Origin of the sequence: Caballeronia sp. TF1N1, from assembly GCF_022878925.1 — a bacterium.
Lineage (GTDB): Bacteria > Pseudomonadota > Gammaproteobacteria > Burkholderiales > Burkholderiaceae > Caballeronia.
On record NZ_CP084628.1, the window covers coordinates 1020521 to 1045519 of the forward strand.

Genomic DNA, 24999 nt, shown 5'->3' on the forward strand with positions numbered 1-24999 from the left:
TCTTTAGCGGTTCACGGTCTTGGCGGGCACGAGAAAGACCAGCGCCGCGCCCACGACGATTGCAATCGAGATGAAGATGAGACCGGCCGTCGATTTGCCCGTGAAGTCATTCAGCCAGCCGACGATGGCCGGAGAAAAGAAGCCCGCGAGATTGGCGAAGCAGTTGACCGCGGCAATGCCCGCCGCCGCCGACATGCCGCCCAGCACGGCCGTTGGCAACGACCAGAATTGCGCCGATGAACTCAGGATGCCTGCCGCCGCCACGCTCACACAGATGATCGACGCGCTCACGCTGCCAAGCGTCGGCAAGGTGGCGAACGCCGCTGCGGCGATGAGCATGGGAATGGCCAGATGCAGGCGCCGCTCGCGGCGTTTGTCGGCGCTCGAACCGATGAGCGGCAGCGCGATGATGGCGCACAGATACGGAATCGCGGTGAAGATGCCGACCCACAGCGGGTCCGCCACGCCGGCACGTCGCACGATGGTCGGCAGCCAGAACGTGAGCCCATACTGTCCGAGCACGACGCAGAAGTAGATCGATGCCATCAGCCACAAGCGACGGTCGCCGATGAACGCGCGAATCGATACGTGCTGCACGGTCTGCGCATTGTCCTTTTCGACGTTGCGGGCGAGCAGGGCTTTCTCCGCATCCGTGAGCCACTTGGCTTGCGCAATGCTGTTGTCGAGATAGAAAAGGATCGCGACGCCGAGAAAGAGCGAAGGCAACGCTTCGAGCATGAAGAGCCACTTCCATCCGGCAAGTCCGTGCGCACCGGCAAGCGCATGCATGATCCAGCCGGAGAGCGGACCGCCGACCATGCCCGCGAGCGGAATCGCCATGAAGAACAGCGACAATGCCTTGGCGCGCCGCGCAGCGGGAAACCAGTACGTGAGATAGAGAATCACGCCCGGCGCGAAGCCCGCCTCGGCGACACCGAGCAGAAAGCGCAGGACATAGAACATCGTCGGCGACTTGACGAACACGAAGCTCGCCGAGATCACCGCCCACGTGAGCATGATGCGCGCAAGCCAGTTGCGCGCGCCGACTCGATGAAGAACGAGATTGCTCGGTACCTCGAAGAGGAAGTAACCAAGGAAGAAGATGCCTGCGCCCACGCCGTAGATGGTTTCGCTGAAGCGCAGGTCATTGAGCATCTGCAATTTGGCGAAGCCGACGTTCACGCGATCCAGATACGCGCCGAGATAGCACAGCATCAGAAAGGGGATGAGCCGCCGTCCGACCTTGGCGTAAGTCTGCGCTTCGAAGCTCGTGGAATCGGCAGGCGAAGCAAATTCGGCCGTGGCGGCCGGCGCGGAATATTTCGGTTTCATGCTTGTCTCCAATGGACCGGAAAAGCGCCTGCGCGTTGATCCGGTCACGTGCCCCGGTTGGTCCGGGTGCGTATCTGAGGTCGAATGCTTAGTGAATCAGCATGCCGCCGTTCACGTCGAGTGTGACTCCGGTAAGGTAGGAAGAGAGGCCGCTCGTGAGAAAGAGGCAGGCGTTGGCGATATCGGCGGCGTCGCCCAGACGTCCGAGCGGAATGCCCTTGATGATGTCCGTGCGCATTTCAGGTGTGAGTTTGTCGCCCGTGATGTCGGTCTGGATCAGGCCCGGCGTGATGGAGTTCACGCGGATGTGGTCGGGGCCGAGTTCGCGCGCCATCGCGCGGGCAAGACCGAGCACGCCCGCTTTGGCCGCGCTGTAATGCGGGCCGCCGAAGATGCCGCCGCCGCGTTGCGCGGAGACCGAAGACATGCAGACGATCGAGCCTTGCTGCTGCTTCTTCATCTGCGGAATCACGGCTTGCGACATATAGAGCGTGCCGCGCAGATTCACGCCGATGACCGCATCGAAATTGTCCGCGCTGATTTCCAGCGTCTTGATCGGTTGCGTGATGCCCGCGTTGTTGATGAGCGCATCGATACGCCCGTATTTCTCGATGGCCGCGTTGGCGGCATCGACGCAGGCGGCTTTGTCGGTGACGTCGCAGGCAAGACCGAGATGGCCGTCGCCGAGATCGCTCGCGGCGCTTTCGGCATCGGCCTGACGCAGATCGAGAATGACGATGCGCGCGCCTTCCGCCGCGAGCGCCCTGGCCGTTGCCTTGCCGATCCCGCGCGCCGAAGCCGCGCCCGTGACGATCACTACCTGGTTGTCGAGCAGCATGTTTGTCTCCGTTGGTTGTCTGGTGTGGATGCAGTGTCTTCGCGTTCCACATGACGATCAACGGAGTTTGTCTCAGCTATTGCTGAGAAATTTTCAGGTGTTCGCGGCGCCTTTCACTACGGGCCTCGAGGGCTGTCACCGTCTCTCACGGCCTCGTTCAATCTCCTGGTCCATCCACGCGAGAAACTTCGCGACGCGCGGCAGGTCCGCGTTCTGACTGGGGTATACCAGATGATGCGCGCCGACTTCGACGGCATACTCGCGCCCGAATACAGGCACGAGCGAACCGCGTTCGAGATGCACGGAGGCGAGCATGGTGCTTTCGAGCGCGATGCCATGACCGAGCGCGGCGGCTTCGAGCGACATGTAGGAGCGATCGAAGGAGAAATCGAACGCCTTGCGCCGCGTTGCCACGCCGAACTTGCCGAACCACTGCTGCCATTGCACGAGCGGCGACTCGGAGAAGATCAGCCTGTGTTCGATCAGATCGTCGGGCGATGCGACCGGATAGCGTTCCAGATACGCGGGAGATGCGAGCGGCGCAATGGTTTCGTGACGCAGGGTTCTGACTTCGATATCGGTCCAGTGCCCGTAGCCGTGACGGACATCGACATCGTAAAAACCCGAGGTAAAGGACACGTTTTCATAGGAGCACGCGAGGTTCATCTGGATATCGCCATTCGCCTCCTGGAACGCGGCGAGGCGCGGCAAGAGCCACATGAGGCCGAAGCTCGGACTCGAATGAATGCGTAGTATCTCGACCGATGTTTCGCTCGATGCCCGCTCGGTTGCGCGGTTGAGTTCGGCGAGCGCGCCGGTGACATCGGCGAGATATTGCGTGCCGGTGGGCGTGAGAACGAGGCCGCGTCCGAGCCGCGTGAAAAGCGCGCGGCCCACGATGCTCTCTAAATTCGCGAGCTGATGACTGACCGCGGAGGGCGTGAGGCCGAGTTCATCGGCGGCGCGGTTGACGCTCTTGGTGCGGGCGACGCTTTCGAACGCGATGATCGACTTCAGGGGAGGAAGGCGCATGGATGCGAGCGTGGAGTTGTCGAGGAGCGGGGCGGTGAAGTTTAGCTCGATTCGTGGGGCATACGCAGAGCAATGGACTCGCAAAGCACAGCCATTTCAGCGCCGCAGGAGGGCTCGAGGATGAACAGCGCCTTAGTTCCTTCGCGGATGTCCAGAAAGAGACGTTCAGCAAATGCGAAATCCAATTCGCGAGCTTGCGCATCGTCCCGACTGCTTATCCAACAAACCCATTTGCGGACATCTTCTACTGAGAATTTGTGTTCCGGTGAAACCAATAGGCGCGATGCGACGTTTTGATCAGCAAAGTCGATCAGGCGTTGCCCGATAATTCCCGAAAACAGAAGTGTTTCAATCGGACCGGACGCTCTCTTGAAATCAAGCAAAAGAGTCTTTGCGTCTGGGTCGTGGAGGACGGCAAAGAGTTCAGCGTCGTGAAAGCTTGGTAAGGCAGTCAGATCTTTGACGTTTGTATAACTGAATGCAGTCATCTGCTATCTCACGGAAGGATCGAAAACGGAACGCCGGGACCACGTACATTCTTTCCCGTTAGCGGATCAATACTCCAATTATGGGCGTGCGGGATTCCCTGTCCGTGATCGTGATCGAAGTCGAAATCGACGGCGGCATTTCGACTGTCGCCATAAAGCCGCATTTGCCCGCTACCGGGATTTGTGTACCACGTTCCGGGTTCTCCGTCGTTCGGGGTCTTCGCAACATCGAAGACATCGCCATCTGGCAACTCCGGCTGATATTCGAAGGGTTCTGCGTTGTCGAGCAAACTATCGTCCACGCTCGCACCATTACCGTCGAAATTGTCGAGCATTGAGTCTGCATGGTCGGTGCCGTCCGAGCCGCCAAGCAACTCGCCACCCGCCGCTGCGATAACGCTCGGCCAGCCAAGGCCGTTGTCTTCGCTGCCGCTGATCGTGCCGCTAAGACCTGAGGTAAGACGGCGTGTTGTCCCCAAGCCGTCTGTCTCCAGAAGTGGGACCCGGCCGCCAAGCTCGCCGTTGGCACGTTGAAGCGCCTTGAAGGCACCGTACGACATGACTTCGACGTCATCGCCATGACTGCCGCGATCGCCGCCGCCCGTGCTCGGCCAGCGCTGCGGTGCGTACTGCTTGAATACGCGTCGTCCGCCATGCCAACATCGACTGATCGCTGGAACGATATGACCGTCACGAACTGCAAGGCGTAAAACGCGCGTGACGCCGTCGCCATCGAGCAAGTCCCAATTCGACACTCGCAAGTTGCGACTGATGAAATCTACGTACTCACGAAATTCGGATGAAATGCGCGCGCCGCGCTGATTGAGATGGAGTCTGAACAGTCGGTCGAAATCCTGCCGATCTTGGGCAATATGCTCTTGCTGTTCCTGCCTTTTCTTCTTGCGTTCTTCGAACGGCAGGTTCCAATTGCGATCGACCTCGTGCACTTCTCTGGTTGGCACTAACGCGCAGAACCAGTTCACGCCAAGCGGAACATAAAGGGCATTGTAGGAGTATCCCCATTCGGGAAACGACATTTCACCTCCGCTGTTTTAGCAGGATTGCTGATCTTATCCGGCCAAAGTCTTGTATTCGGCAAGGTGAATCAATTTGTGACGATTAGCGCAGCTTTGCCCGCGAAGCTTGTAGAAGGAAATACTCTGTCTCTCGACAGGCCGCTAACCGCGCTCCCTACCCACCCGTCCCATCAGATAAAACTCCTCGTTCGGCCGCATGGCGATCACGTTCGCCATGCGGTTCGACAACCCGAAAAACGCCGTGATCGCCGCGATATCCCACGCGTCTTCATCGCTGAAACCGTGTTCGCGCAGCGTGGCAAAGTCTCTATCGTCCACCGTGCCTGAAGCCTGGCAGACCTTCAACGCGAAATCGAGCATGGCCTTTTGACGCGGCGTGATGTCCGCCTTGCGATGATTCACCGCGACCTGATCCGCCACCAGCGCATTCTTCTCGTAGATGCGCAGAATCGCGCCATGCGCGACCACGCAGTAAAGGCAATCGTTCACCGCGCTCGTCGCCACCACGATCATCTCGCGCTCGCCCTTGGTCAGCCCGCCGTCCTTCAGCATCAGCGCATCGTGATACGCGAAGAACGCACGAAACTCGTCGGGCCTGTGTGCAAGCGTCAGGAACACATTCGGCACGAAGCCGGCCTTCTCCTGCACTTCGAGAATGCGCGCACGGATATCGTCCGGCCACGCTTGCGGATCGGGAACGGGGTAGCGGCTGATGGGACGCGTGGTCATCGTTTCTCCGGTCATGACTTCATCGCGCGACGGTCAGCGACGAAAGCAGCTTCAATAAACTATCCACGTTGACGGGCTTGACGAAGTGATAATCGAAACCCGCCGACTGCGCGCGCAAGCGATCCTCCGCTTGCCCGTAGCCGGTAATCGCGATCAGCATGGGCGCACGTTCGCCCTTGCGCCGCAAGCGCCGCGCCAGTTCGTATCCGTCGATATCCGGCAAGCCGATGTCGAGCAGCGCGACATCCGGATGAAACGGCGGCGCGGCATCGAGCGCTTCAGCCGACGAATACGCCACGCGCGCCTTGTGTCCTTCCGATTCGCACAGCATGGCGAGCGAATCGGCGGCATCGCGATTGTCATCGACCACGAGTATGCGCAACGAAGCATTCGCTTTCGGCGCTTCGGTATCCGACAACGCGCGCGCGGAATGCCGCTCATGATGATGAAGCCGTGGCAGCCGCACCGTAACCGTCGTGCCGAGTCCCGGTCCCGGACTTTGCACGGTGATGGTTCCCTTGTGCATCTCCACGAGCTTCTTCACGAGCGAAAGGCCGATGCCAAGCCCGCCATTCGAGCGGTCCAGCGTGCGCTCGCCCTGCGAGAACAGCTCGAAAACCTTGGGCAGAAGGTCCGCCGAAATGCCCGTGCCGCTATCCGCGATGACGATCGAAACCCACTGCGCATCCGCCTGAACACTCACCGAAATGCGCCCCTGCTCGGGCGTGTACTTGCTCGCGTTATTGAGCACGTTGACGAGGATTTGCGAGAGCCGCGTGACATCGCCGCAGACCCAGGTGGTGGCATCGGGGACATCGACGGCGATGTGCTGCGAGCGCGCCTCGACCATGCCGGCAATCGCCTCGACCGCGTGATACACCGCCGTGCCCACGAGTATCGGTTCCACTTGCAGCGCAATGCGCCCCTGCGTGATGCGCGACACTTCGAGCAGGTCATCGACGATACGCGTCATGTGTTCCACTTGTCTGCGCATGAGGTCGATCATCTCGCGCGTTTGCGTCTCGACGTCGTGATCCTTTTGCACGAGGGCAATCGCCGTGCGCAGCGGCGCGAGCGGATTGCGCAATTCATGCGCGAGCATTGCGAGAAACTCGTCCTTGCGACGGCCGGCCTCGCGCAACATGAGTTCCATGTGCTTGCGTTCGGTGATGTCGATCACGCTGCCGATGATGCGCAACGGCACGCCGTCCTTGCTGCGCTGAAGCAGGGCGCTCCCCTGCATCCACTGTTCCCCGTGCATCGTCTGCACACGAAACTCGAACTGACTGCCCGGATCTTCGCCGGATGCCACGCGCCGCACGTAGTGGTCGAGCGTCGCGGCATCGTCGGGATGCACGCGGGCGAGCGCCGCGTCATACGTGATCGTGTCGTTCACCTGCCATTCGCCGCCGGTTTCGAAGAGGAGCGTCCAGGTTTCGAGTTCGAGCGAAACGATATGAATCTTGGCCGCCTGCATCGCCACCGTAAGACGCAGGCTGCGCGCTTCGATGGCGGCCTGCGCCTCGTATTGCGGCGTGACGTCGGTGGTCGTGCCGAACCATTCCTGCAGGGCGCCCTGATGATCGTAGAGCGGCGCGGCATGCGCCTGCACGATGCGGTAGGTGCCATCGCGTCTGAACATGCGGAACGTGAGCGTGAGCGCGTTGCCTTGTCGCACGGCGTCGAGCCACGTGCTGCGCGTGCGCTCGCGGTCGTCGGGATGCACGAAGTCGAGCCAGCCGAAGCCCATCAGACGATCGGGGGGCGCGCCCGTGAACTTCTCCCAGTCGCCGCCGGAGGGGCGAATAGCGCCGTTGGCATCGGCGGACCAGACGAGCGCATCCGTCGATTCGACGAGCGCCCGATATCGTCGCTCGGAACGGCTCAGACGCTCTTCGTCCGCGCGCTGTTCGCTTATATCGAAGCTCACGCCGTAGACGCGCGTCAGCACGCCATGCCGGTCGAACTCGGGATGCCCGCGCATGCGCAGCCAGCGATGCTCGGACTGATCGCCATCGAGCATGAAATCGAACTCGAACGGACCGCCGTCGCGCAGTGCTTCGGTGAGCATGCGCTGGAACGGCTCACGATATTCCGGCGCAACGCGATCCCACACTTCCGAGAGCATGACGGCCTCGGTGCCCGGCGGAAACGAATAGAGCGCAGCGAGTTGCGCGGTCATGCGCACCACGCGCGTTTTCATGTCCCATTCCCACGCGCCCATGCGCGCGCCCGCGAACGCAGCCTGCAAACGCCGTTCGCTTGCTTCGTACAAGGCCCATGCATGCCGCGATTCGTGAATGTCGATGGCCACGCCGACCGTATCGCCGAACTCGCCTTCGTCGTCGCGACGCGCCTGTAAGTGAAGCGTATGCCAACGGTAAGCGCCGTCCGCGCGCAAGAGACGCACATCGACATTGCGCAGCAGCGTGCCGTCGCGCATTTGACGGAGCGCATCGAGCACGGGCGGGATGTCGTCGGGATGAACGAAGGCGTCCCAGTGACGGCCTTCGAGTTCCGGCATGGCAATGCCGAGATACCGGCAAGCCCACGGATTGGCGTAGCGGATAGTGCCGTCTCGCGCCGCACGCCAGACGAAGGACGGCAGGAAATGAGCAGGATCGTGCATGGGCGTCTTTGCTTCGAATCACCGGCAAGACGCGTTGCCTGGTGCGATATATGGTTGTGAGCTAGGGGTCGTACCAATAGCTTAGGGATACCATACATCAAAGCGCGGCAACATCGGCGCTTCCGAGCAAGTTCAACACTCGGTAGTCCGTGTGATTCGGTACAAAGTGCGCTGCGAACGCCCGTTCGCGGCGCTATGTACTCTGCACTTCGTTAAGAAAACTAGCCTGCTTCGCCTACGTCTTTCGGATCGGGCAGCTTGCCTCCTTCGCTGCCCTTGGCGGGTTCTGGCTCGTTCTTTAGTTCACTTTTCTGCTCATCGGAAAGACGCCGGTCAGCCACGTTCGGATCTTCGCTCGTCTGCTTCGGCGGCGTCTGTCGTTCGTTTTGCTCGCTCATGTGCGCTCCACGCGTTGGGTTCGATGGAGCATACTGCACGCGGCGTGCCCAGGCTTCTAGCGTTACTCGTCGATGGTCCCGTGCACGCCTTGCTCGCCATGCTTCCAGTATGCCGAAGCCCGAATGCGCCGCTTGTCGACACCGCGTTCGTTGCACAGCAACTGGCGCACTGCGCGCATGAGCGTGGCTTCGCCGGCGGCCCAGACGCAGCCGTCGCCTTCGGGCAGATACGTGTAGCGCAAGGCGTGCAAGAGCGCGGCCTGTGCATCGTCGCTGTCGCTGCGATAAATCCACTGCGCGAACAGATCGGCACGCGTGTCGAGTTCGATATGCGCCGATGGGTCCGCCGCCTGAATCAGCGTGGCCGCGCGTGTACCGGCAGGCAATTCATCGAGCCGCCGCGCGATGGCGGGCAGGGCGGTTTCATCGCCGATCAAGAGATGCCAGTCGAATTGCGCGGGAATGACGAACGAGCCACGCGGCCCGCCGATGCCGAGGTACTGCCCTGGCTTGGCTTGTGCCGCCCACGCGGTGGCCGGCCCGGCTTCGTGCATGGCGAACTCGAGGTCGAGCTCGCGCGCGGCGCGATCGAAGCGGCGCGGCGTGAAATCCCGCGCGACGGGGCGCGGCTTGTCTGGATCGAACACTGGACCATTCGGGCCTGCTTGCGGCACTGCGGGCTTGTCCTCGCCCGGCAGTGGGAAAAACACCTTGACGTGGTCGTCGAACGAGGCGCTTTCGAAGTCGGCGAGATCGTCGCCTCGAAGCGTCACGCGCACCAAATGCGGGTTGAGCGTGGCAACCTGCGTGACTCGCAGCAAGCGAAACTTGAGCGCATGCCGCACGCGCGTGACTTCCAGTTCGGGACGGTGTTGCAGTGCGGATTCTGTCATCGTGTGTCGCTCCTTTACGCCTGCTTGGGCGCGGGATTCTGTTCGATTTCGGCGGTCGCGCGCGCCAGAATTTCGGCGATACGGCGTTGCTCGTCCGGCGAAACATCGGTGCGCAAGACCAGCGCGCGTTTCAGCGCTCGGCGCGCGGCGATCAGCTCGGGCGTCCAGCCGTTGTCGGCGGCGGTATCGTCGCTTTCCTCGCCGGCATAGGCGCGGCGCACGAGGTCCATCTTGCGGGCAAAGTGCGTGAGCTTCGCGAGCATCAGGTCGATGCGTTCGCGGTTCGCTTCCAGATAGTCGCGGCCCGCGTCGGACAGCGCGTAGCGCTTGCGGTTGCCTTCCACTTCGACAGTCGCGTAGCCGATTTCTTCCAGGTATGTCAGCGCCGGATAGACCATGCCGGGGCTCGGGGCATAGAAACCGTTCGAACGGTCTTCGAGCGCCTTGATGAGTTCGTAACCATGACGCGGCGCCTCGGCCAGCATGGCGAGCAGCAGCAGTTGCAGGTCGTCCGAGGAGAACTTGCGGCCGCGCGGCATGCCGTCTTCGCCGCCGAAGCCACCGCGTCCGCCACGGCCACCGAAGCCGCCGCCAAAGCCGCCGCCGAAGCGGTCGTCTCCGCCGCCACCTCCGCGTCCGTGCCGGCCGATCAGCCCCAGGCGGGAAAAGGCGAAACGCTCGACCCACTCGGGCGCGTTGCGAATGTCGAAGGGAAAATCGAAGCCAGCCGCGCGAGAACCCGCGTCGCGCCCGCGATGAAAACATTTGGATCGCATGAGATCACTCCTTAGATATCGTAAAACATATCTAAAGATATATATCGTAAGAGCGTCTGTCAAGCGACTATTTCACGATAAGCAACCGTCCGGCGATGCCACCTACAATTCTTCGATATTCACCCCTACCTAACACGCAGGAAACTCAGATGACTCACTTCCGCTCCGTCGCCCTTGAACACGCAAGCCGGTTGATCAATCACGGACCCACCGTGCTCGTCACGAGCGTTCATGGCGAACGTCGCGACGTGATGGCCGCGGCCTGGTCGATGCCGGTCGAATTCACGCCGCCGCGTATCGCCGTGGTCATCGACAAGAGCACTTACACGCGTGAACTCGCGATGGCGAGCGGCGTTTTCGGCGTCGTCATTCCGGGCGCGGCGGCTATCGACTTGACGTTTGCGGTCGGCTCGACGAGCGGACGCGAGATCGACAAGTTCAAGACTTTCGGGATCGAGACGATAAAAGGACCAGTGCTCGGTCTTCCGTTGATCGAGACGAACTGTGCGGCATGGCTGGAATGCCGGCTCATCAGCGAGCCGCATACGCAAGACGCCTATGACACGTGCTTCGCCGAAGTCGTGTCCGCTGCGGCCGACGAACGCATTTTCTCTAACGGTCATTGGAACGTGGATGACTCCAATGCGTCGCTGCATACCATCCATCATCTTGGCGCGGGCAAGTTCGTGCGCGGCTCATCCATGCAGCAAGTCAAGCCGCTCACGCGATAAAACTTGCCGCTTGTCGAGGCTGTCGTCGGTCGATCTGACTCGGCCTTGTACGCCTTTAGAGCGCATGCTCTAAGCGTGACTTAAAAGGTCTAAAGAATCTCTTTTCCCGGTCGTTAAGCAGTCGACGAACGCGAGGCACCGATGGTGCACTTGCGTCGCAAATAACAAGCACGCGATCCGTCACATGAACTCGGACGTGTGCGATAGGTGGGTGAGGACAGGTTTCATACAGTCACGGGCTTGCTGCGAAAGCGGCGCGCCGGTGTGACTGCCATGAAGGCCGCTCGCACCATCCGGGGAAAGGGGTGTGGTATGAAACAACGGTTTTCGGGTTTGCGATTCGTCGTTTATCTCGTGGGCTTTACGGGGCTATTGTGGCTCAGACTTTTGATCTCACCCGATGGCAAAAGCGGCGTGTTGGCCTTCTTCGCGTGCGTGGCCTCGCTCGCGGCGGCTTATCTGGTTTATTACGCGGCGTCGGAGGGTTACTTTCGCAACCTTGCCGGTGGCGTGGTGGTTTATCTTGCCATCGCGGCAGTGGTCGTGGCGTGTCCGCCATTCGTCTTGCTGCTTGCGTTCTGGTCGGTGACGAGCCTCTTCAAGCAACGCCGCGCGCTGCTCATGCATGCGCTTGCAAGCGTCATGTTATTCCTGCTCATTTTTCCGATGCCGCTCGCCGAGCGCCTTGGCATGCCTGAACTTGCGGGTGCGCCAGCGGGTCTCGCGTATCTGGTGTTTTCGCTTGCGTGGTCGGCTGTGGCTGCGCGCAGTCCGTTGAAGATCGGCCTCTTCAAGTTCGCGACGATGCTTGTGGCCCTGCCGCTCATTGGTACTTTCGTGTCGCTGGTTGGCGGCGGGATGCTGAATCGTCCGGAGCGGCGTGTGCGTAATTCGCTGGCACGTTCGCGACGGGCGATGCAGTTGGCTTTGCCTGCGCCCGAGGCTACAGCGGCTTCTTCCGCCTCGCGTGTGGCTTCGACCGATGCCGGATTGGCGTTGCCTGCCGCCTTGATCGCGGGGATCGCGGCTGAGGTGCTGATGCCGGTGGCTGTCGCGGCTGAGTAGGAGAGGTGTTTCGCCGATATGCTTGGTGGATGAGCGTATCGGCGGGGATGGTTTGGACGTTGGCCGCAGGACGTGTTGTCGAGTTGGCTGCTGCTGTCTCTTGCTTTGGACGTCCAAGCGTGATCGTTTATGCTCCGCGTTGGCGTCATACGCGCGCTCTTGCTCTTCCTCTTCGTTGACTCGCGCAACGCTCGCCATTGCTTGGCTACGTCATAAGGTCTTTTGCGGCGCGTTGCTCATGGGCGCTGGCCTTCGAATGCTCTCTATTCCTCTTCGTCTGACGCCGAGGAACTAGCGCGCCGTGTTTCTTCGACTGACGTCAGACTTCGTTATCAGATCGGGTGCTCGATCGTCTCGATAGACAGTGGCACACAAGAAGCCGCTATTCGCGGAGACGCACTCGGGCAGTCTGTTGAAAGCCGTGATCAAAAAAATTTCGCGCGCTCATTCCAATAACCGGCAAGAAACCAATATCTCCGTGAGCCAAATACAGGCATGGCCAGCGTCGTTATCACGACGCGTTTAAGTCGCTCCACTTTTATCACAGTCTATGTAGATTTTTCGCATCTTGACTTAGCGGAAATTCAAGCAAGTACTTTAAAATGTTTGGGAAGAAATTGGTATCACAGTAAAAACTAATGGGTGAATCAGGTTGTGTCGATGCCGATAGGCTTATCGAATCAATGAGAAAACGGAGCCTCTGAAGTCCGCACGATCCACACACATTAAAGTATCGTCACGGGAAACGAGGCCGTGGTCGTCAAGCTGGCATGACCTTGAGTCTGCCATGTTCACCCGAACTAACGTCCTGTTTCCCTTTAGTCTGAAAAGCCGTCGCCGGAAAACGAACCACCATAAAGCGTGGTGACGGTAATACGCGAAATCTCATTAGGCAGGCGGTTAGCGGTTGGGCAATTAGATTCCCAGAGCCCGCTGATTTTGATGTGCTCTCGGCACGCGCTAAAGAATGATATGAATCAAGGTTGCTCAGTCGTGCGTCGGCGTATTTCACTCGTAGTGCCTTTCCATAACGAAGCTGCGGTCCTTGATCAGTTCTTCGCATCCGTCACGCCGGTTCTGCGCGGCCTGCCCGACGTGGACTATGAGATTGTTTGCGTCAACGACGGCAGTACCGACGCCACCCTCGATATGTTGTTGACCGCTTGCAAGCATGATCGGCACGTGCTCGTCGTGGACTTATCGCGGAATTTCGGTAAAGAGGCGGCATTGACCGCGGGAATCGATGCGGCAACCGGCGATGCGGTAATTCCTTTCGACGCGGATCTGCAAGACCCGCCCGAAGTCATCCCTCAACTTGTTGCGCGATGGCGAGAAGGCTACGACGTGGTCCTTGCGAAGCGCGCCGAGCGCAACACGGACACGTGGACCAAACGCGGCACGGCAATGCTTTTCTATCGCGTGCACAACGCTATTTCGGAGACGCTTATTCCCGACAACGCCGGCGATTTCAGGCTTATGTCGAGGCATGTAATAGACGCTCTGAAGCAATTGCCTGAGAATCGTCGGTTCATGAAAGGCCTCTTTGCCTGGGTTGGCTTTCGCACGACGCAAATTGAATACGTCCGTAACTTGCGTGCAGCGGGAAAGACTAAATTTTCCGCGTGGAAATTGTGGAATCTTGCGCTCGAGGGACTCACCAGCTTTGGCACATTGCCGCTGCGTGTATGGACGTATATTGGCGGCGCTACCGCGGGATTTGCCATTCTTTATGCAATCTGCCTGACTCTGCGCACGTTGATTCATGGCGTCGATGTCCCCGGTTACGCATCCATCATTACAGCGGTGCTGTTTCTCGGCGGAGCGCAACTCGTAGGCATTGGCGTGATAGGGGAATATGTCGGCCGCATTTACATGGAAGCGAAACGGAGGCCTATCTATATCGTGCGCAAGACCTACCGGTCAGACGAAGCATGATACCGATGCAGTCCGGGTTTTGGCGTTTTGCGGACCTATCCGTAATTCTGTGGGCGAGGCATATTATGAGAGGTGAGGTAAAAGTTATGGATATGCCGATGAAGAAGAAACGCACCGTCGCTTCTCAGGCAGCGGCCCGAGGGCCGCTGCCCGCCCTTCCGGAAGGTCTGCTGGATGACCTGGTCAAAGGCCCGATGACGCCCACCGAGGTCCAGGACCTGATGCTGGCGTTCAACAAGGCACTCATCGAGCGCGCGATGGGCGCCGAGATGAAGATGCATCTGGGCTACCTGGCGGGGCAGCCGAAACCCGACGGCCAGGACAACGAACGTAACGGCGCCAGCGGCAAGACGCTCATCACCGATTATGGCCCGCTCAGGGTCGATCTGCCGCGTGATCGTGACGGCAGTTTTGAACCCATCCTGATTCCGAAACACGAGCGCCGTTTTACCGGTTTCGACGAGCGCATCATCGCCATGTACGCGCGCGGCATGAGTGTGCGCGAGATCCAGGCGTTTCTGGCCGAAGCCTATGGCACCGAGGTTTCGCCCGATTTCATCAGCTCGGTCACCGACGAAGTCATGGCTGAAGCGCTCGCCTGGCAAAGCCGTCCGCTTGAGCCGATGTACCCGGTGGTGTTCTTCGACGCGTTGCGTGTGAAGATCCGTGGCGACGGCGTGGTGAGCAACAAGGCGGTGTATCTGGCGCTGGGCATTCAGGCCGACGGCCAGCGCGATGTGCTCGGCCTGTGGATCGAACAGACCGAAGGGGCGAAGTTCTGGCTGAAAGTGTTCAACGAACTGAAGACCCGGGGCTGCCAGGACATCCTGATCGCGGTGGTCGACGGCCTGAAGGGACTGGCTGAGGCGATTGGCACGGCGTACCCGCGCACGGCCGTGCAGACCTGCATCGTGCATCTGATCCGCAACAGTCTGGAGTACGCCAGCTACAAGGACCGCAAGAGCGTGGCCGCAGCGCTGCGGCCGGTCTATGCCGCCGCGAGTGAACAGGCCGCTCAGCAGGCCCTGGAGGCCTTTGCCGAAGGCCCGTGGGGTGCGAAGTATCCGACTATCGTGCAGTCGTGGCGACGGGCGTGGGAGAACGTCACACCGTTTTTCGTGTTTCCGCCGGACATACGCCGTGTCGTCTACACCACCAACGCCATTGAGAGTCTGAACATGCAACTACGCAAGATCATCAAGACACGCGGCCACTTCCCCAATGACGAGGCCGCCATCAAGCTGCTGTGGCTGGCATTGCGCAACGTGCTGGCAAAGTCAGTACGCGCGGCGTTCGACTGGTCGTCCGCGATGAACCAGTTTGCCATCCTGTTTGGAGAGCGTTTTACCAACGCACGCGGGTGACTCCGCTAACCGCCTCGCACACAAAAATGCGGACAGGTTCCGTTTTGCAACCTATGCCAGCGTTGGTGTGGCTGGCACCTTCGCTCAATATGCCGTGCTCTCCGCGCTCGTATCCATTCATGCGTGCGGGGCAGTCCTTGCATCCTGTTTGGGCTCAGTCACCGGGGCCATGGTCAATTATCTCCTGAACTACCACGCCACATTCCGCGCCAAGGCCTCTCATAACAGGACGGCTCCTCGCTACTTCACGGTCGCGGCAATAAGCGTCGGCCTCAATAGCGCGCTTATGTTCGCGTTTATGCACCGGCTTCGCATGAGCTGGCCGTTGGCCCAATGCATCACGACCGCGTGCGTGCTGCTGTTCGGTTATAGCGTCAATTCCCTCTGGACTTTTCGCGTGCGCAGTGCGTGAGCGCCGCGTCCGTCGACTCAACGCATTCCCTTGAACCAGAAATACCCGATGTCCGACACTTCATTCGTCAAAGCTGATGTCGCTGCTTCACCTGCAGGCAACGGTGATGGCGGCAGTACACGACACCTTATCTGGCTACTGCCTGTCCATGCAATCGTCTGGATCATCTCCGCTTGGCTTTCTCGCGGCAACCTTGACACCCAAGGGGACATGATCGAGAACTATGTGTGGGGTATTGAGTGGCAGGCGGGCTATTCCAAACACCCGCCGCTATTCGCGTGGATCACGGCCGCCTGGTTCCGCGTCTTTCCACACACCGACATTGCTTATTTCGCGCTTTCAGCACTGAATTCGATGACGGGCCTTCTCGGCATCGTTGCGCTGGCGGGGCGCTTTTTACCGCGCCGGCTTGCGGTGATCGCCGGGCTCGCAATGGCCGTCTCTCCGCTCTACTCGAACCTTGCGATCAAGTTCAATGCAAACTCGGTGCTACTCTCTGTGTGGCCCTGGACGGCTTATTTTTTCGTGCGCTTCATGCAAACGCGGAGTTGGCGGGATGCGATTGCACTCGGAGCGCTGGCTGCCGCGTCCGTGCTCGGCAAGTACTTTTCGATAGTGCTTTTGATTGCGCTGTTCGTTGCGATGCTTGCGCGACCAGCTTGGCGAGCAAACCTTTTCGATTGGCGCGCGCTACTGGTCGCAGCGGCGGGTGCGGTCGTGCTAGGACCGCATGTTCACTGGCTCGTCGTCAATCACTTCCCGACCTTCGCCTACGCTGACGAACGTACGGGCGGCACCTTTATGGCCGCTGTGGCGCGTTTCGGCGTTTATACCCTCGCGCAGGTTGGCTATCTCGCGCTGAGCTTTGCCATGACGCTCATGCTGGTGCATGGGCGACGAGGTCAGGCTGCCCGGTTCATGGTCGAAAGCGTCGTAAGGCCTTCGCTGAATCCGGACCTCTGGTGGCTGGCGCTCGGCCCTCTCATGACCGTGGGCGTGATCGCCGTACTGTCCAGAACACAGATGGCTTCGGTATGGGGCATGGCGCAATGGTTTGCTATCGTGCCGTTGTGGTTGGCCGCTCTGGATCGCGCGGGCTTCAAGTTGAAGCCTGAGAGGGCGGTTCGCGCGCTGGCTGGTTACTGGGCAATTGCCTTGGTGATTGCTTCCGCAGTCGGCTACCTTGGCGCGCTCCGTAATACCGACGATGCCGCCGAACCCCGTGCGGAACTCGCAAGGGCGGCGCATGTGCTGTGGAATCAGCGCTTCGGGTACGACATGCCTGTGGTCGCCGGTTCGGTCCATGAAGCGCAATCGATCGCGTTTTACGGTGACGGCAACACTCACTATTGGGACATCTCCAATCCGCGAACGACACCTTGGCTGGCTATCGAGGACCTGAAGCAACGCGGCGCACTGTTCGTATGCGAAGAGATCGATACGCGCTGCATGGAAGAATCAAAACGAATCACTGGTGCAACGCCAGTCAGGGTCGAAGTCAACAAGCACGCTTGGGGGCGCTCGCTCATGGCGCGACAATATCTTTTATTCGTCCTGACGCCTCGCTGATGATGAACAGATGCTCGCAGCCACACGCGCGGGCGAGGTGATCGGCATTCGCGTTGGCGTCCCAACGAAACGCGCTGGCTTGGGCTATGACCGGTCCGCTTGCACGCGGAGCTATGAGCCGTCAGGATGTGCGACTTGGCGTATCAAGGCCGGATGAAAGATGACGGCCCGAGTTCGACTCTTAGCGAGGCGGGCGCCCCTTCACCACCAACCTCGCCTCCAACCCACCCCCCTCACGCTCATGCAGCGTGAGCGTCGCATCCATCGCAAGCGTCAATTGACGCGCAATCGCGAGCCCCAGGCCGGTCCCTCCGGTCTGCCGGTTACGCGATCCTTCCAGCCGCACGAACGGCTCGAACACCGCTTCCAGCGACTCGCCCGGAATACCCGGTCCGCGATCCAGCACCACGATCGAAGCGCCTCCGTCCGGCAGTCCGCCGATCTTGATCTCCGCTGCTCCGGCGAACTTGAGCGCGTTATCCACGAGATTGCCGACGATCCGTCGCAACGCCTGCGGCCGCGTCACCATCGTGCCGCCGATACTTCCCTTGAGCGACACGACCTTGCCCGCATCGAGATAATCGTTGAGAAGGCTCTCGAACAGCGCGTCCGAATCGACACGGAGCGGCGCCTCGGTCGTGCCGTGCAACGTCCGTGCATAAGTCACGCCTTCCTTCACGAGCGTTTCCATCTCCTGCAAATCCTGCTGTAACCTGGCACCGGCAGGATTTTCATCCATCGTGTCGACGCGCAATCGCATGCGCGTAATCGGCGTCTGCAAGTCATGCGTAATGGCCGCGAGTATCTGCATGCGCTGGGTCATGTACATCGAGACGCGGTCTTGCATCGCGTTGAATGCCTTGGCCGCGCGCGTTACTTCGTCCGGACCGTGCTCGGGCAGACGCGTGGCCTTGAGGTCCGGACCGAGTGTGTCCGCGGCTTCGGCCAATTGCTTGAGCGGGCGCGTCGCGATACGCACCGCGAGCCAGCAACATGCCGCGAGCAGCACGAGTTGTCCTGCAAGCACGAGCGGCAGCCACGCGGACAGCGGCGTGCCGACCATCGGATGCATGTCGATGGTGAGCGGGCTGCCATCGGTGAGACGCAAGTGAACCTGCATGCGTTCGGCATCGCCGGGAACGGCATTGACCGTCAGCGGATAACGCTTGCCGATGCCATCCGCAATCGACTCCGCAAATCGCTCGGAAAGCGCGGCATCGAGCGGCGTGCCGCTTTCGCCCGGCCCGAGGATGAATTGATAGCTGCGGCGCGCCAGTCGCGGCAGCCACTCGGCGCGTTCGGCGGGCGGCAGATGATCGAGCAGCGCCACGGAACTCGTCACCTCGCGCTCGACGTAGCCGACCATCACGTTGGTCATCGACTGATCGCGCTCGGTCATCGTGATCCAGAACGACAGCGTCTGCGCAAGCGCGATACCCACGAACAGAATCACCGCGAGCCGCGCGAACAGTGTGCGCGGCCAGGGCAAGAACCGTGGCGGATGCGCGGTCGATGTCGTTGCACCGAGCGCGCTCATGGCGATGCATCCAGCGGCGTGACCGCAGCGGAAAACACATAGCCTTCGCTGCGCAACGTCTTGATGTAGCGCGGCTCGCGCGCCTCGTCTCGCAGACGCTGACGCAGACGGCTCACCAGCAGATCGATGGAGCGGTCGAAGGCATCGGCCTGACGGCCTTGCGTCAGGTTGAGCAATTGATCGCGCGTAAGCACGCGTTGCGGATTGTCGAGGAACACGCGCAGCAGGCGATATTCCGCGCCCGACAGCGCCACCATGGTGCCTTCTGCATCGAGCAGATGGCGCGCGGTGGTGTCGAGCCGCCAGTCGCCGAAGCCCAGCATTTGCGCCGATTCGGTCACTTCCATTCCCGGCGGCAACATGCGTGTGCGACGCAGCACGGACCGAATGCGCGCGAGCAGTTCGCGCACGGCGAAGGGCTTGGGCAGGTAGTCGTCCGCGCCCATTTCGAGGCCGAGAATGCGGTCGGCTTCCTCGTTGCGCGCGGTGAGCATAAGCACGGGCACCGCGCGGAACTTGCTCGCGCGCAATTCGCGGCACAAGACGAGGCCGTCCTCGCCGGGCAGCATCAGGTCGAGCACGATCAAATCCGGCGCGCCTTGTTCGAGCGCCGCGCGCATCTGGCGTCCGTTGGCGGCGAGCGAAACGCGCATGCCATTCTTTTCGAGGTAGGTCGCGAGCAACTCGCGGATACCGCGATCGTCATCGACGATCAGCACATGGTCGGTCGTTTCCATCGATAGCTCACGGCTTCTTGCGCTTGATCTGCACCCGGCGCGTGGTTATCGCGAGGCACTGCACCGGATGGGCCAGTTTGGTTGCGATACCGCCGAATAAAAACGCTGCGACGGCGAAGAACTGCTTCATTTTCAATCTCCCGCGTGATCGCTGTGTCTGCGTTATAGCGCAGAACGCGAGCGCTTTTGTATCGCAGTGTATCCGGACTTTCTCGCGACACATGCGGATTCACTCGCGTGTCTTGAACGGCGCTTCGTATCGCAATGTATCCGCGCTGCTTTCGATACAAAACATTGCTCACGCAACACACAGCGGATACGTCCGAACGTTTTAATGCTTCAACGACGGCGTTGGCGGATTTCAAGCGTCGCTTCTCACCCACCAGTTAAGGAGTAGCACCATGAAGATTTCTATCGTTGCTTTCGCTCTCGTTGCAAGCGCCATGACGGGCATTGCTCACGCGGAGGTCCACGCCACGTCGACGCAACCGCAGGTCGGCAAGACACGCGCGCAAGTGAAGCGCGAACTCATACAAGCGCAAAAGAACGGGCAGATCGCGGCGCTCGCGAATCTGTATCGCGGTAGCTGATCGGCACCCATTGTCTCAATCCATTTCGTGAGGTTCACCATGTTCAAGAAGCTCATCACCGCTGCAGTCGTCGTTGCTAGCGCCACTGCCGCAGGCTCCGTTTTCGCAAGCAGCGGATACGGTCTCGCGCCGCACGGTGACACGTCGGCCGGCGTGCCCGCATCGCAACGCGCTCAGCGTGTGCAGTCGATCAACGATAGCGGCATGCAGGACTATGGCGGCATGCGCGATGTCCAGACGCAGTCTGGCAGCGCATCGACGATCACGACTTTCCCGACGAGCGGCACGGGTTCGCTCTTCGCGCATCACTAACGCCTTGATCAACGCCTACCGAAGGAGATGAACACCATGACGCAACTCGACAAACTTCTCTACACCGGCAAGACACACGTGACCGGAGGCCGCGATGGCGCGGCGCGCAGTTCCGACGACCGGCTGAATGTCAGGCTCACGCCGCCCGGCGCGCCTGGCGCGGGGACCAATCCCGAGCAATTGCTCGCAGCGGGATGGTCCGCATGCTTCATCGGCGCGATGGGCAAGGCGGCCGCGAAACTGCAAGTGAAGTTGCCGGCCAATACCGCCGTCGATGCAGAGATCGATCTGGGTATGAATGGCGATGCGTACTTGCTGCGCGCGCGGCTGAACGTGAGCTTGCCGGGCATCGAACGTGATGTGGCGCAGGCGATCGTCGAGGGCGCGCATCAAACCTGTCCGTATTCGAAGGCGACGCGCGGAAATATCGATGTGACCATTACGGTAGTTTGAAGCCGCAAAAAACTAAGCGCAGCCGTGCAAAGTGCACTGGCTGCGCTTCTTTCTGCTGGCCGTTCAAAGCGGGAAAGCTCCCGCTCGCGATACTCGAGACTTACTTCTTCGCTTCGGCAAAGCGCCGCGCGACTTCCTTCCAGTCGATCACATTGAAGAATGCGGCGATGTATTCAGGCCGGCGATTCTCATACTTCAGATAATAGGCGTGCTCCCATACATCGAGACCGAGAACCGGCGTATTGCCCGAGCCGATTCCCGACATCAACGGGTTGTCCTGATTGCCCGTGCTTTCGACCGCGAGCTTGCCCTGCGGTGTCACGCTTAGCCACGCCCAGCCGCTGCCAAAGCGCGTGAGTGCGGCCTTGGTGAAAGCTTCCTTGAAGGCATCGAAGCCGCCGAGGTCGGTATCGATCGCCTGGGCTACTTCGCCTTCCGGCTTGCCGCCGCCTTGCGGAGACATGATGGTCCAGAAGAGGCTATGGTTCGCGTGGCCGCCGCCGTTATTGCGCACCGGGGTGCGGACCGCTTCGGGCAGTTTGTCGATTTGCGTGATCAGTTGCTCGACCGGCAAGTCCTTGTGCTCCGAATTCTCCAGCGCGGCATTCAAATTATTGACATAGGTCTGATGATGCTTCGTGTAATGCACTTCCATCGTGCGCGCGTCGATGTTCGGCTCGAGTGCATCGTAAGCGTAGGGCAGGGGAGGCAGGGAATAGGCCATTGCGAATCTCCTTTTTGACGATGAGAGGAATCAATGCCGGGCCGGGCCGCTGGCGGAAAGCGCCAGACTGGCGTTTTCGATGGTCCGGGCAATGACGGAATGCGGCCCATGACGGGCGACGTGGCGGATCAGCGCCACGTGTGTTTCGCGGCTGTGACGCAAGGCGGCTTGCCGGATCGTTACCGGCCGCTCTGCGCTTACGGACAGCGCCAGAAGTGCTTCGTGCGCCTCGCAGCGCAACTGCGCGGCGGCGTCCTGATTGCCTTGTTCTGCGTAGTGATCGGCGAGATTGTGATGCGAGACGACGAGCGCCGCGATACAGTCCTCGCCGCGTCCGGGCGGCGGTGCTTCGATGAGTCGACGCGCGATCTCAAGTGCGTGCTCGAAGGTCGAGCTTGCTGCCGTGGTCTGTTGTTCCGCTGCGGCTTTCATCGCTTGCCGCATGAGTGCTTCCCACACGGGAAGACTCGGGCTGTCTTGTGCCGATATGTCCACGGCTTGGAATTCGATTCGTTCGTGCATGGCGTAGGCTCCAGTTCCTGCGCCCTTTGCGTCGACGAAAAGCCTGCGTACTCGGGACAAACAATGATAACCAGTATCGAGGGAGTCTGCACGCGGGGGCTAAACCTCGCGTAAAGCGAAAGCTTGCAAGGTTGCCATGCGCGGATCATAGAGCAACTAACCGTCTTCCTCTTGACCATCCACGAATTAACCCACCAGTAGCCTGTTAGCGACTCCCCTTGCCAACATGATTTCCAAATAAAGACAGTGGCATGTTTAAGTCGTATCACTCAACGCATCTTGATGCGCCTGCGCAAACTCCGCCATGCTCTTGAACCGAAAGTCGATGCGAGGTTGCGCGCCTGGGTCCATCGTTGCGCCGAAGCCCGGCTGCCCGTGCCGCCGATAAATCCAGCATGACGTCAGCCCGATTTCGTTCGCGGGCTTGTGATCGTGAAACAGACTTTCCGCGACGTGAAGAATCTGCTCCTTGCGAATGCCTCGGCTTGCAAGCTTCTCCAGCAAATACTCGAAGTTACGTTGTGATGGCTTGTATGCGCCGACATCCTCGGCGGTGACGATGCCGTCGAATTCCACTTGCAACTTCGCGTTGCTGAACGCAAAGCTTTCGTTATCGACGTTTGAGAGAATCACGAGCTTGAAATGCTGCTTCAGATAACGAAGCGCTTCGGCGGAGTCCGCAAACGCAGGCCAGTTGCGGATGGACCGACCATACGCGACGCATTCTTCCTGCGTGTAAGAGAGTCTCCATTCCTCGGCGAGCCGCTTGTATACGATGGCCAGCACCTCCTGATAGCGCTTGCCCGGCGTGTACTGCTGCTGCGAAGACTCGTGACGCGCATGCGCTTCGAGTACCTGATCGCGCGTGGGCGGCGGAACCGCGCGTTCGAGCAATGGCCGCAAGCCTTCGAAAATGCCGGTTTCCCAGTCGATCAAGGTTCCGTAGCAGTCGAAGGTGAGCGTATCGAAATCGGTGAGATTCACTGCGGCTCCTTTTTGGCGTTGGTAACGAACACCCGGTATCTTGCCGCAGATTAGAATGTGAGCGAATTACTCATTTTAAACCGATAAGGCCGCATGATGGCGCAAGCTCGCAACGCTCCCCGGCAAGACCGCTCGATAAGGACCATCGATTCCATCGTGGATGCCGCCGCGCGCCTGCTCGGTGAACGCGGCCAGCTTCTGACGACGAATGCGGTCGCAGAAGCGGCGGGCGTGAGCATCGGTTCGCTGTATCGATACTTTCCAGACAAGGGCGCGTTGATCGACGCCGTCCGCCAGCGTCATCGCGATGATCTGCTTCCCGTGCTGCAAGTCGGACGTGGGCAAGTTGCCGCGTTCGTCGATGGGATGATCGAGGTGCATCGCCGCGATCCTGCCGCGCAGCGTGTGCTGCTCGAAGAGGGCCGCTGCGAAGCCGAATGCAGACGAGCGTACGAAGCGCTCTTCGCGGCATTTACGCGATGCTCCGCGGAGCACAGGCGCATTGGCGCTGAAGTGCTTGCGGGCGCGGTGGGCGGCGCGCTTGAGGAGGCGGCGCGCAACGAACGCTTGGCATCACCCGTGTTTCGATGGGAACTGATTGCGCTCGTCGAGGCTTACACGAGCAAGCCGCGCCCTGCAAAAGCAGTCATGATCGAGCGCGCACCGCAAACGTCGCGAGCAAACAAGCGTCAGCCGCGTGCCCATTTGCGCCTGCGCAAATCGCCGACGCAGCCGCGCTCGGCGGAGACTGTCGCCGCCATCGTGGAAGCCGCGGCTCAAGTGCTCGAAAGCGAAGGCTTCGAAGGCTTCAATACAAATGCAGTCGCCGCGCGTGCCGGCGTGAGCATCGGCTCGCTGTATCAGTACTTCCCGGGCAAGGACGCGCTGACCGTTGCGCTCATCCATCGTGAGGCGCAACGCTTCTACGATGACGCAGCCATCGCGCTGGATAAGCGAAGCGGCAAGGCGGCGCTCGAATATCTGATCGGCGCGTCGGTACGTCAGCAACTTGAGCGTCCGATGCTCGCGCGGCTGCTCGATATCGAGGAGAGCCGTCCGGCCTTGCGCGATGAGCTTGCCAAGGTGGACCTCGCGGGGCTGTTTGCTGCAATCGTAGCGAGAGCGGCTCCGAAGCATCCGCAACCGGAAATAGCGGCAGGCGACCTGTCGGCGATTATCCGAGGCATGACCGACGCGGCGGGTGAACGCGGGGAACGCGACCTCGAACGTCTGCAACGGCGCGTTCGCGCGGCGGTTTTCGGGTATCTCGCTCGCGAGAGCTGAACATGCGAATGTGAGCAAGCGCAAAGCAAGCGCGGGCGTGCCAAGCCGCGACGAACCGCGCCATGCGGACTTCACGCCGCGCGCGTGGAGGTGCTCGATGCGAGTTGTACAATGTGAGCTTTTACTTTTATTCTGACGTCGTCGAGCGAAACGGCATGGGCCTTCGCCATTAACAGATGAGAACGACGATGACAGAAACCATCAAGAGCATGAAGCTCAACCACCTGAGCTTTCCTTCACGCGATACTGCTGCAACCGCGAAATTCTTTGAACACTATTTGGGCTTCACCGTTTCGGGAAGCTGGGACAAGTCGTACATTTTGAAGCGTCCCGGCTTCGACGTGGTAATCGATCATGTCGAAAGCGATGACGTCACGTGGCCCCGAAATTTCCACGCGGGCTTCGAACTGCCCACTGTCGATGCGTTGCAGGAACTCTATGATCGCTTCAAGCAAGAGGGTGTTCAGATGGAAACGGCGGTCTTCAACAATGGCCGTGGCTCGCGCTTCTTTTGCCGCGCGCCGGGCGGTGTGATGTTCGAGTTGAATACGCGTTCGGACGCCGCACCGGAGTTTCGCGGCACGTTCGACGAGTAAGCATCGAGCGTAGATTGCAAAAGCCGCATTGC

At 60.3% G+C, this 24999-nt stretch carries 27 protein-coding genes and 1 pseudogene; 12 read left to right on the forward strand and 16 right to left on the reverse strand.

Going from position 1 to position 24999, the window contains the following annotated elements; all coding sequences use genetic code 11:
* Window positions 1-3 precede the first annotated feature (3 nt).
* From LDZ28_RS25360 to LDZ28_RS25405, 10 genes are all read right to left on the reverse strand, one after another.
* Complete coding sequence (locus LDZ28_RS25360) at window positions 4-1332, reverse strand: MFS transporter (RefSeq protein WP_244830166.1); 1329 nt, start codon at window positions 1330-1332, stop codon at window positions 4-6.
* A gap of 88 nt (window positions 1333-1420) precedes the next feature.
* The gene (locus LDZ28_RS25365; protein ID WP_244830167.1) at window positions 1421-2170 is read right to left on the reverse strand and encodes an SDR family NAD(P)-dependent oxidoreductase; all 750 of its coding nucleotides are present in this window, start codon (window positions 2168-2170) and stop codon (window positions 1421-1423) included.
* A gap of 135 nt (window positions 2171-2305) precedes the next feature.
* A complete protein-coding gene (locus LDZ28_RS25370; protein ID WP_244830168.1) occupies window positions 2306-3202 on the reverse strand; it encodes a LysR substrate-binding domain-containing protein in 897 nt (298 codons plus the stop codon).
* 41 nt (window positions 3203-3243) lie between these two features.
* A complete protein-coding gene (locus LDZ28_RS25375) occupies window positions 3244-3690 on the reverse strand; it encodes a hypothetical protein (RefSeq protein ID WP_244830169.1) in 447 nt (148 codons plus the stop codon).
* 8 nt (window positions 3691-3698) lie between these two features.
* A complete protein-coding gene (locus tag LDZ28_RS25380) occupies window positions 3699-4727 on the reverse strand; it encodes a hypothetical protein (protein WP_244830170.1) in 1029 nt (342 codons plus the stop codon).
* A gap of 141 nt (window positions 4728-4868) precedes the next feature.
* Window positions 4869-5456: a peroxidase-related enzyme gene (locus tag LDZ28_RS25385; protein ID WP_244830171.1), complete on the reverse strand. Its 588-nt coding sequence runs from the start codon at window positions 5454-5456 to the stop codon at window positions 4869-4871.
* Between the two features lie 19 nt (window positions 5457-5475).
* Entirely contained in the window at window positions 5476-8085 is a 2610-nt protein-coding gene (locus LDZ28_RS25390) for a PAS domain-containing protein (RefSeq protein ID WP_244830172.1), read from the reverse strand.
* 221 nt (window positions 8086-8306) lie between these two features.
* A complete protein-coding gene (locus tag LDZ28_RS25395) occupies window positions 8307-8483 on the reverse strand; it encodes a hypothetical protein (protein WP_244830173.1) in 177 nt (58 codons plus the stop codon).
* Window positions 8484-8545: 62 nt separating this feature from the next.
* The gene (locus LDZ28_RS25400) at window positions 8546-9376 is read right to left on the reverse strand and encodes a siderophore-interacting protein (protein WP_244830174.1); all 831 of its coding nucleotides are present in this window, start codon (window positions 9374-9376) and stop codon (window positions 8546-8548) included.
* Window positions 9377-9390: 14 nt separating this feature from the next.
* Window positions 9391-10152: a PadR family transcriptional regulator gene (locus LDZ28_RS25405; RefSeq protein WP_244830175.1), complete on the reverse strand. Its 762-nt coding sequence runs from the start codon at window positions 10150-10152 to the stop codon at window positions 9391-9393.
* 149 nt (window positions 10153-10301) lie between these two features.
* Here LDZ28_RS25405 and LDZ28_RS25410 point away from each other — a divergent pair, with 149 nt between their 5' ends.
* From LDZ28_RS25410 to LDZ28_RS25430, 6 genes are all read left to right on the forward strand, one after another.
* Window positions 10302-10883: a flavin reductase family protein gene (locus LDZ28_RS25410; RefSeq protein WP_244830176.1), complete on the forward strand. Its 582-nt coding sequence runs from the start codon at window positions 10302-10304 to the stop codon at window positions 10881-10883.
* 312 nt (window positions 10884-11195) lie between these two features.
* Entirely contained in the window at window positions 11196-11948 is a 753-nt protein-coding gene (locus tag LDZ28_RS25415; protein WP_244830177.1) for a hypothetical protein, read from the forward strand.
* A gap of 972 nt (window positions 11949-12920) precedes the next feature.
* Window positions 12921-13883: a glycosyltransferase family 2 protein gene (locus LDZ28_RS25420; protein WP_305038185.1), complete on the forward strand. Its 963-nt coding sequence runs from the start codon at window positions 12921-12923 to the stop codon at window positions 13881-13883.
* 92 nt (window positions 13884-13975) lie between these two features.
* On the forward strand, window positions 13976-15247 hold the full coding sequence (locus LDZ28_RS25425; RefSeq protein ID WP_370652123.1) for an IS256 family transposase: 1272 nt from the start codon (window positions 13976-13978) through the stop codon (window positions 15245-15247).
* On the forward strand, window positions 15216-15659 hold the full coding sequence (locus LDZ28_RS32905; RefSeq protein WP_370652235.1) for a GtrA family protein: 444 nt from the start codon (window positions 15216-15218) through the stop codon (window positions 15657-15659). The genes LDZ28_RS25425 and LDZ28_RS32905 overlap by 32 nt, the downstream gene beginning before the upstream one ends.
* Window positions 15660-15689: 30 nt before the next feature.
* Complete coding sequence (locus tag LDZ28_RS25430; RefSeq protein WP_244830178.1) at window positions 15690-17228, forward strand: glycosyltransferase family 39 protein; 1539 nt, start codon at window positions 15690-15692, stop codon at window positions 17226-17228.
* Window positions 17229-17409: 181 nt separating this feature from the next.
* Here LDZ28_RS25430 and LDZ28_RS25435 read toward each other — a convergent pair whose 3' ends face one another.
* The 3 genes from LDZ28_RS25435 to LDZ28_RS32740 are packed head-to-tail and all read right to left on the reverse strand — an operon-like array spanning window position 17410 to window position 19632.
* Window positions 17410-18765, reverse strand: coding sequence for an ATP-binding protein (locus LDZ28_RS25435; protein WP_244830179.1), 1356 nt, complete (start codon window positions 18763-18765; stop codon window positions 17410-17412).
* On the reverse strand, window positions 18762-19502 hold the full coding sequence (locus tag LDZ28_RS25440; RefSeq protein ID WP_244830180.1) for a response regulator: 741 nt from the start codon (window positions 19500-19502) through the stop codon (window positions 18762-18764). Before LDZ28_RS25440 ends, LDZ28_RS25435 begins: the two co-directional genes overlap by 4 nt.
* Window positions 19503-19509: 7 nt before the next feature.
* Window positions 19510-19632, reverse strand: a complete 123-nt coding sequence (locus tag LDZ28_RS32740; RefSeq protein WP_255784723.1) for a hypothetical protein — start codon at window positions 19630-19632, stop codon at window positions 19510-19512.
* Between the two features lie 271 nt (window positions 19633-19903).
* On the opposite strand from LDZ28_RS32740, the gene LDZ28_RS25445 reads away from it, so the two are divergent.
* The 3 genes from LDZ28_RS25445 to LDZ28_RS25455 are packed head-to-tail and all read left to right on the forward strand — an operon-like array spanning window position 19904 to window position 20857.
* The gene (locus LDZ28_RS25445; protein WP_244830181.1) at window positions 19904-20092 is read left to right on the forward strand and encodes a DUF4148 domain-containing protein; all 189 of its coding nucleotides are present in this window, start codon (window positions 19904-19906) and stop codon (window positions 20090-20092) included.
* A gap of 39 nt (window positions 20093-20131) precedes the next feature.
* A complete protein-coding gene (locus LDZ28_RS25450; RefSeq protein WP_244830182.1) occupies window positions 20132-20404 on the forward strand; it encodes a hypothetical protein in 273 nt (90 codons plus the stop codon).
* 36 nt (window positions 20405-20440) lie between these two features.
* Window positions 20441-20857, forward strand: a complete 417-nt coding sequence (locus LDZ28_RS25455; protein WP_244830183.1) for an organic hydroperoxide resistance protein — start codon at window positions 20441-20443, stop codon at window positions 20855-20857.
* 100 nt (window positions 20858-20957) lie between these two features.
* Here the strand turns inward: LDZ28_RS25455 and LDZ28_RS25460 are convergent, their stop codons facing one another.
* The 3 genes from LDZ28_RS25460 to LDZ28_RS25470 form a co-directional block, all read right to left on the reverse strand.
* Window positions 20958-21581: a superoxide dismutase gene (locus LDZ28_RS25460; RefSeq protein WP_244830184.1), complete on the reverse strand. Its 624-nt coding sequence runs from the start codon at window positions 21579-21581 to the stop codon at window positions 20958-20960.
* Window positions 21582-21611: 30 nt separating this feature from the next.
* Window positions 21612-22103 carry a hypothetical protein gene (locus LDZ28_RS25465; protein ID WP_244830185.1) on the reverse strand — a complete coding sequence of 164 codons (492 nt, stop codon included), beginning with the start codon at window positions 22101-22103 and terminating at the stop codon, window positions 21612-21614.
* 255 nt (window positions 22104-22358) lie between these two features.
* Window positions 22359-23087 (reverse strand): haloacid dehalogenase type II, encoded by a 729-nt coding sequence (locus tag LDZ28_RS25470; RefSeq protein WP_244830186.1) that lies wholly within the window; start codon window positions 23085-23087, stop codon window positions 22359-22361.
* Window positions 23088-23183: 96 nt separating this feature from the next.
* Here LDZ28_RS25470 and LDZ28_RS25475 point away from each other — a divergent pair.
* From LDZ28_RS25475 to LDZ28_RS25485, 3 genes and pseudogenes are all read left to right on the forward strand, one after another.
* Window positions 23184-23366: pseudogene (locus LDZ28_RS25475) on the forward strand (helix-turn-helix domain-containing protein); the annotation flags it as partial.
* Window positions 23367-23735: 369 nt separating this feature from the next.
* Window positions 23736-24371, forward strand: a complete 636-nt coding sequence (locus tag LDZ28_RS25480; protein ID WP_244831040.1) for a TetR/AcrR family transcriptional regulator — start codon at window positions 23736-23738, stop codon at window positions 24369-24371.
* A 188-nt stretch (window positions 24372-24559) separates the two neighbouring features.
* Entirely contained in the window at window positions 24560-24967 is a 408-nt protein-coding gene (locus LDZ28_RS25485; RefSeq protein ID WP_244830187.1) for a VOC family protein, read from the forward strand.
* Window positions 24968-24999 lie beyond the last annotated feature (32 nt).

Bases quoted from the DNA above. Each gene is read 5' to 3' on its own strand.
- LDZ28_RS25390 (WP_244830172.1), bottom strand. From the start codon at position 8,085: ATGCACGATCCTGCTCATTTCCTGCCGTCCTTCGTCTGGCGTGCGGCG.
- LDZ28_RS25415 (WP_244830177.1), top strand. From the start codon at position 11,196: ATGAAACAACGGTTTTCGGGTTTGCGATTCGTCGTTTATCTCGTGGGC.
- LDZ28_RS25400 (WP_244830174.1), bottom strand. From the start codon at position 9,376: ATGACAGAATCCGCACTGCAACACCGTCCCGAACTGGAAGTCACGCGC.
- LDZ28_RS25380 (WP_244830170.1), bottom strand. From the start codon at position 4,727: ATGTCGTTTCCCGAATGGGGATACTCCTACAATGCCCTTTATGTTCCG.
- LDZ28_RS25375 (WP_244830169.1), bottom strand. From the start codon at position 3,690: ATGACTGCATTCAGTTATACAAACGTCAAAGATCTGACTGCCTTACCA.
- LDZ28_RS25410 (WP_244830176.1), top strand. From the start codon at position 10,302: ATGACTCACTTCCGCTCCGTCGCCCTTGAACACGCAAGCCGGTTGATC.
- LDZ28_RS25360 (WP_244830166.1), bottom strand. From the start codon at position 1,332: ATGAAACCGAAATATTCCGCGCCGGCCGCCACGGCCGAATTTGCTTCG.
- LDZ28_RS25450 (WP_244830182.1), top strand. From the start codon at position 20,132: ATGTTCAAGAAGCTCATCACCGCTGCAGTCGTCGTTGCTAGCGCCACT.
- LDZ28_RS25480 (WP_244831040.1), top strand. From the start codon at position 23,736: ATGATCGAGCGCGCACCGCAAACGTCGCGAGCAAACAAGCGTCAGCCG.
- LDZ28_RS25365 (WP_244830167.1), bottom strand. From the start codon at position 2,170: ATGCTGCTCGACAACCAGGTAGTGATCGTCACGGGCGCGGCTTCGGCG.
- LDZ28_RS25405 (WP_244830175.1), bottom strand. From the start codon at position 10,152: ATGCGATCCAAATGTTTTCATCGCGGGCGCGACGCGGGTTCTCGCGCG.
- LDZ28_RS25385 (WP_244830171.1), bottom strand. From the start codon at position 5,456: ATGACCACGCGTCCCATCAGCCGCTACCCCGTTCCCGATCCGCAAGCG.
- LDZ28_RS25445 (WP_244830181.1), top strand. From the start codon at position 19,904: ATGAAGATTTCTATCGTTGCTTTCGCTCTCGTTGCAAGCGCCATGACG.
- LDZ28_RS25435 (WP_244830179.1), bottom strand. From the start codon at position 18,765: ATGAGCGCGCTCGGTGCAACGACATCGACCGCGCATCCGCCACGGTTC.
- LDZ28_RS25420 (WP_305038185.1), top strand. From the start codon at position 12,921: ATGAATCAAGGTTGCTCAGTCGTGCGTCGGCGTATTTCACTCGTAGTG.
- LDZ28_RS25395 (WP_244830173.1), bottom strand. From the start codon at position 8,483: ATGAGCGAGCAAAACGAACGACAGACGCCGCCGAAGCAGACGAGCGAA.
- LDZ28_RS25460 (WP_244830184.1), bottom strand. From the start codon at position 21,581: ATGGCCTATTCCCTGCCTCCCCTGCCCTACGCTTACGATGCACTCGAG.
- LDZ28_RS25425 (WP_370652123.1), top strand. From the start codon at position 13,976: ATGCCGATGAAGAAGAAACGCACCGTCGCTTCTCAGGCAGCGGCCCGA.
- LDZ28_RS25370 (WP_244830168.1), bottom strand. From the start codon at position 3,202: ATGCGCCTTCCTCCCCTGAAGTCGATCATCGCGTTCGAAAGCGTCGCC.
- LDZ28_RS25465 (WP_244830185.1), bottom strand. From the start codon at position 22,103: ATGCACGAACGAATCGAATTCCAAGCCGTGGACATATCGGCACAAGAC.
- LDZ28_RS32740 (WP_255784723.1), bottom strand. From the start codon at position 19,632: ATGAAGCAGTTCTTCGCCGTCGCAGCGTTTTTATTCGGCGGTATCGCA.
- LDZ28_RS25455 (WP_244830183.1), top strand. From the start codon at position 20,441: ATGACGCAACTCGACAAACTTCTCTACACCGGCAAGACACACGTGACC.
- LDZ28_RS25485 (WP_244830187.1), top strand. From the start codon at position 24,560: ATGACAGAAACCATCAAGAGCATGAAGCTCAACCACCTGAGCTTTCCT.
- LDZ28_RS25440 (WP_244830180.1), bottom strand. From the start codon at position 19,502: ATGGAAACGACCGACCATGTGCTGATCGTCGATGACGATCGCGGTATC.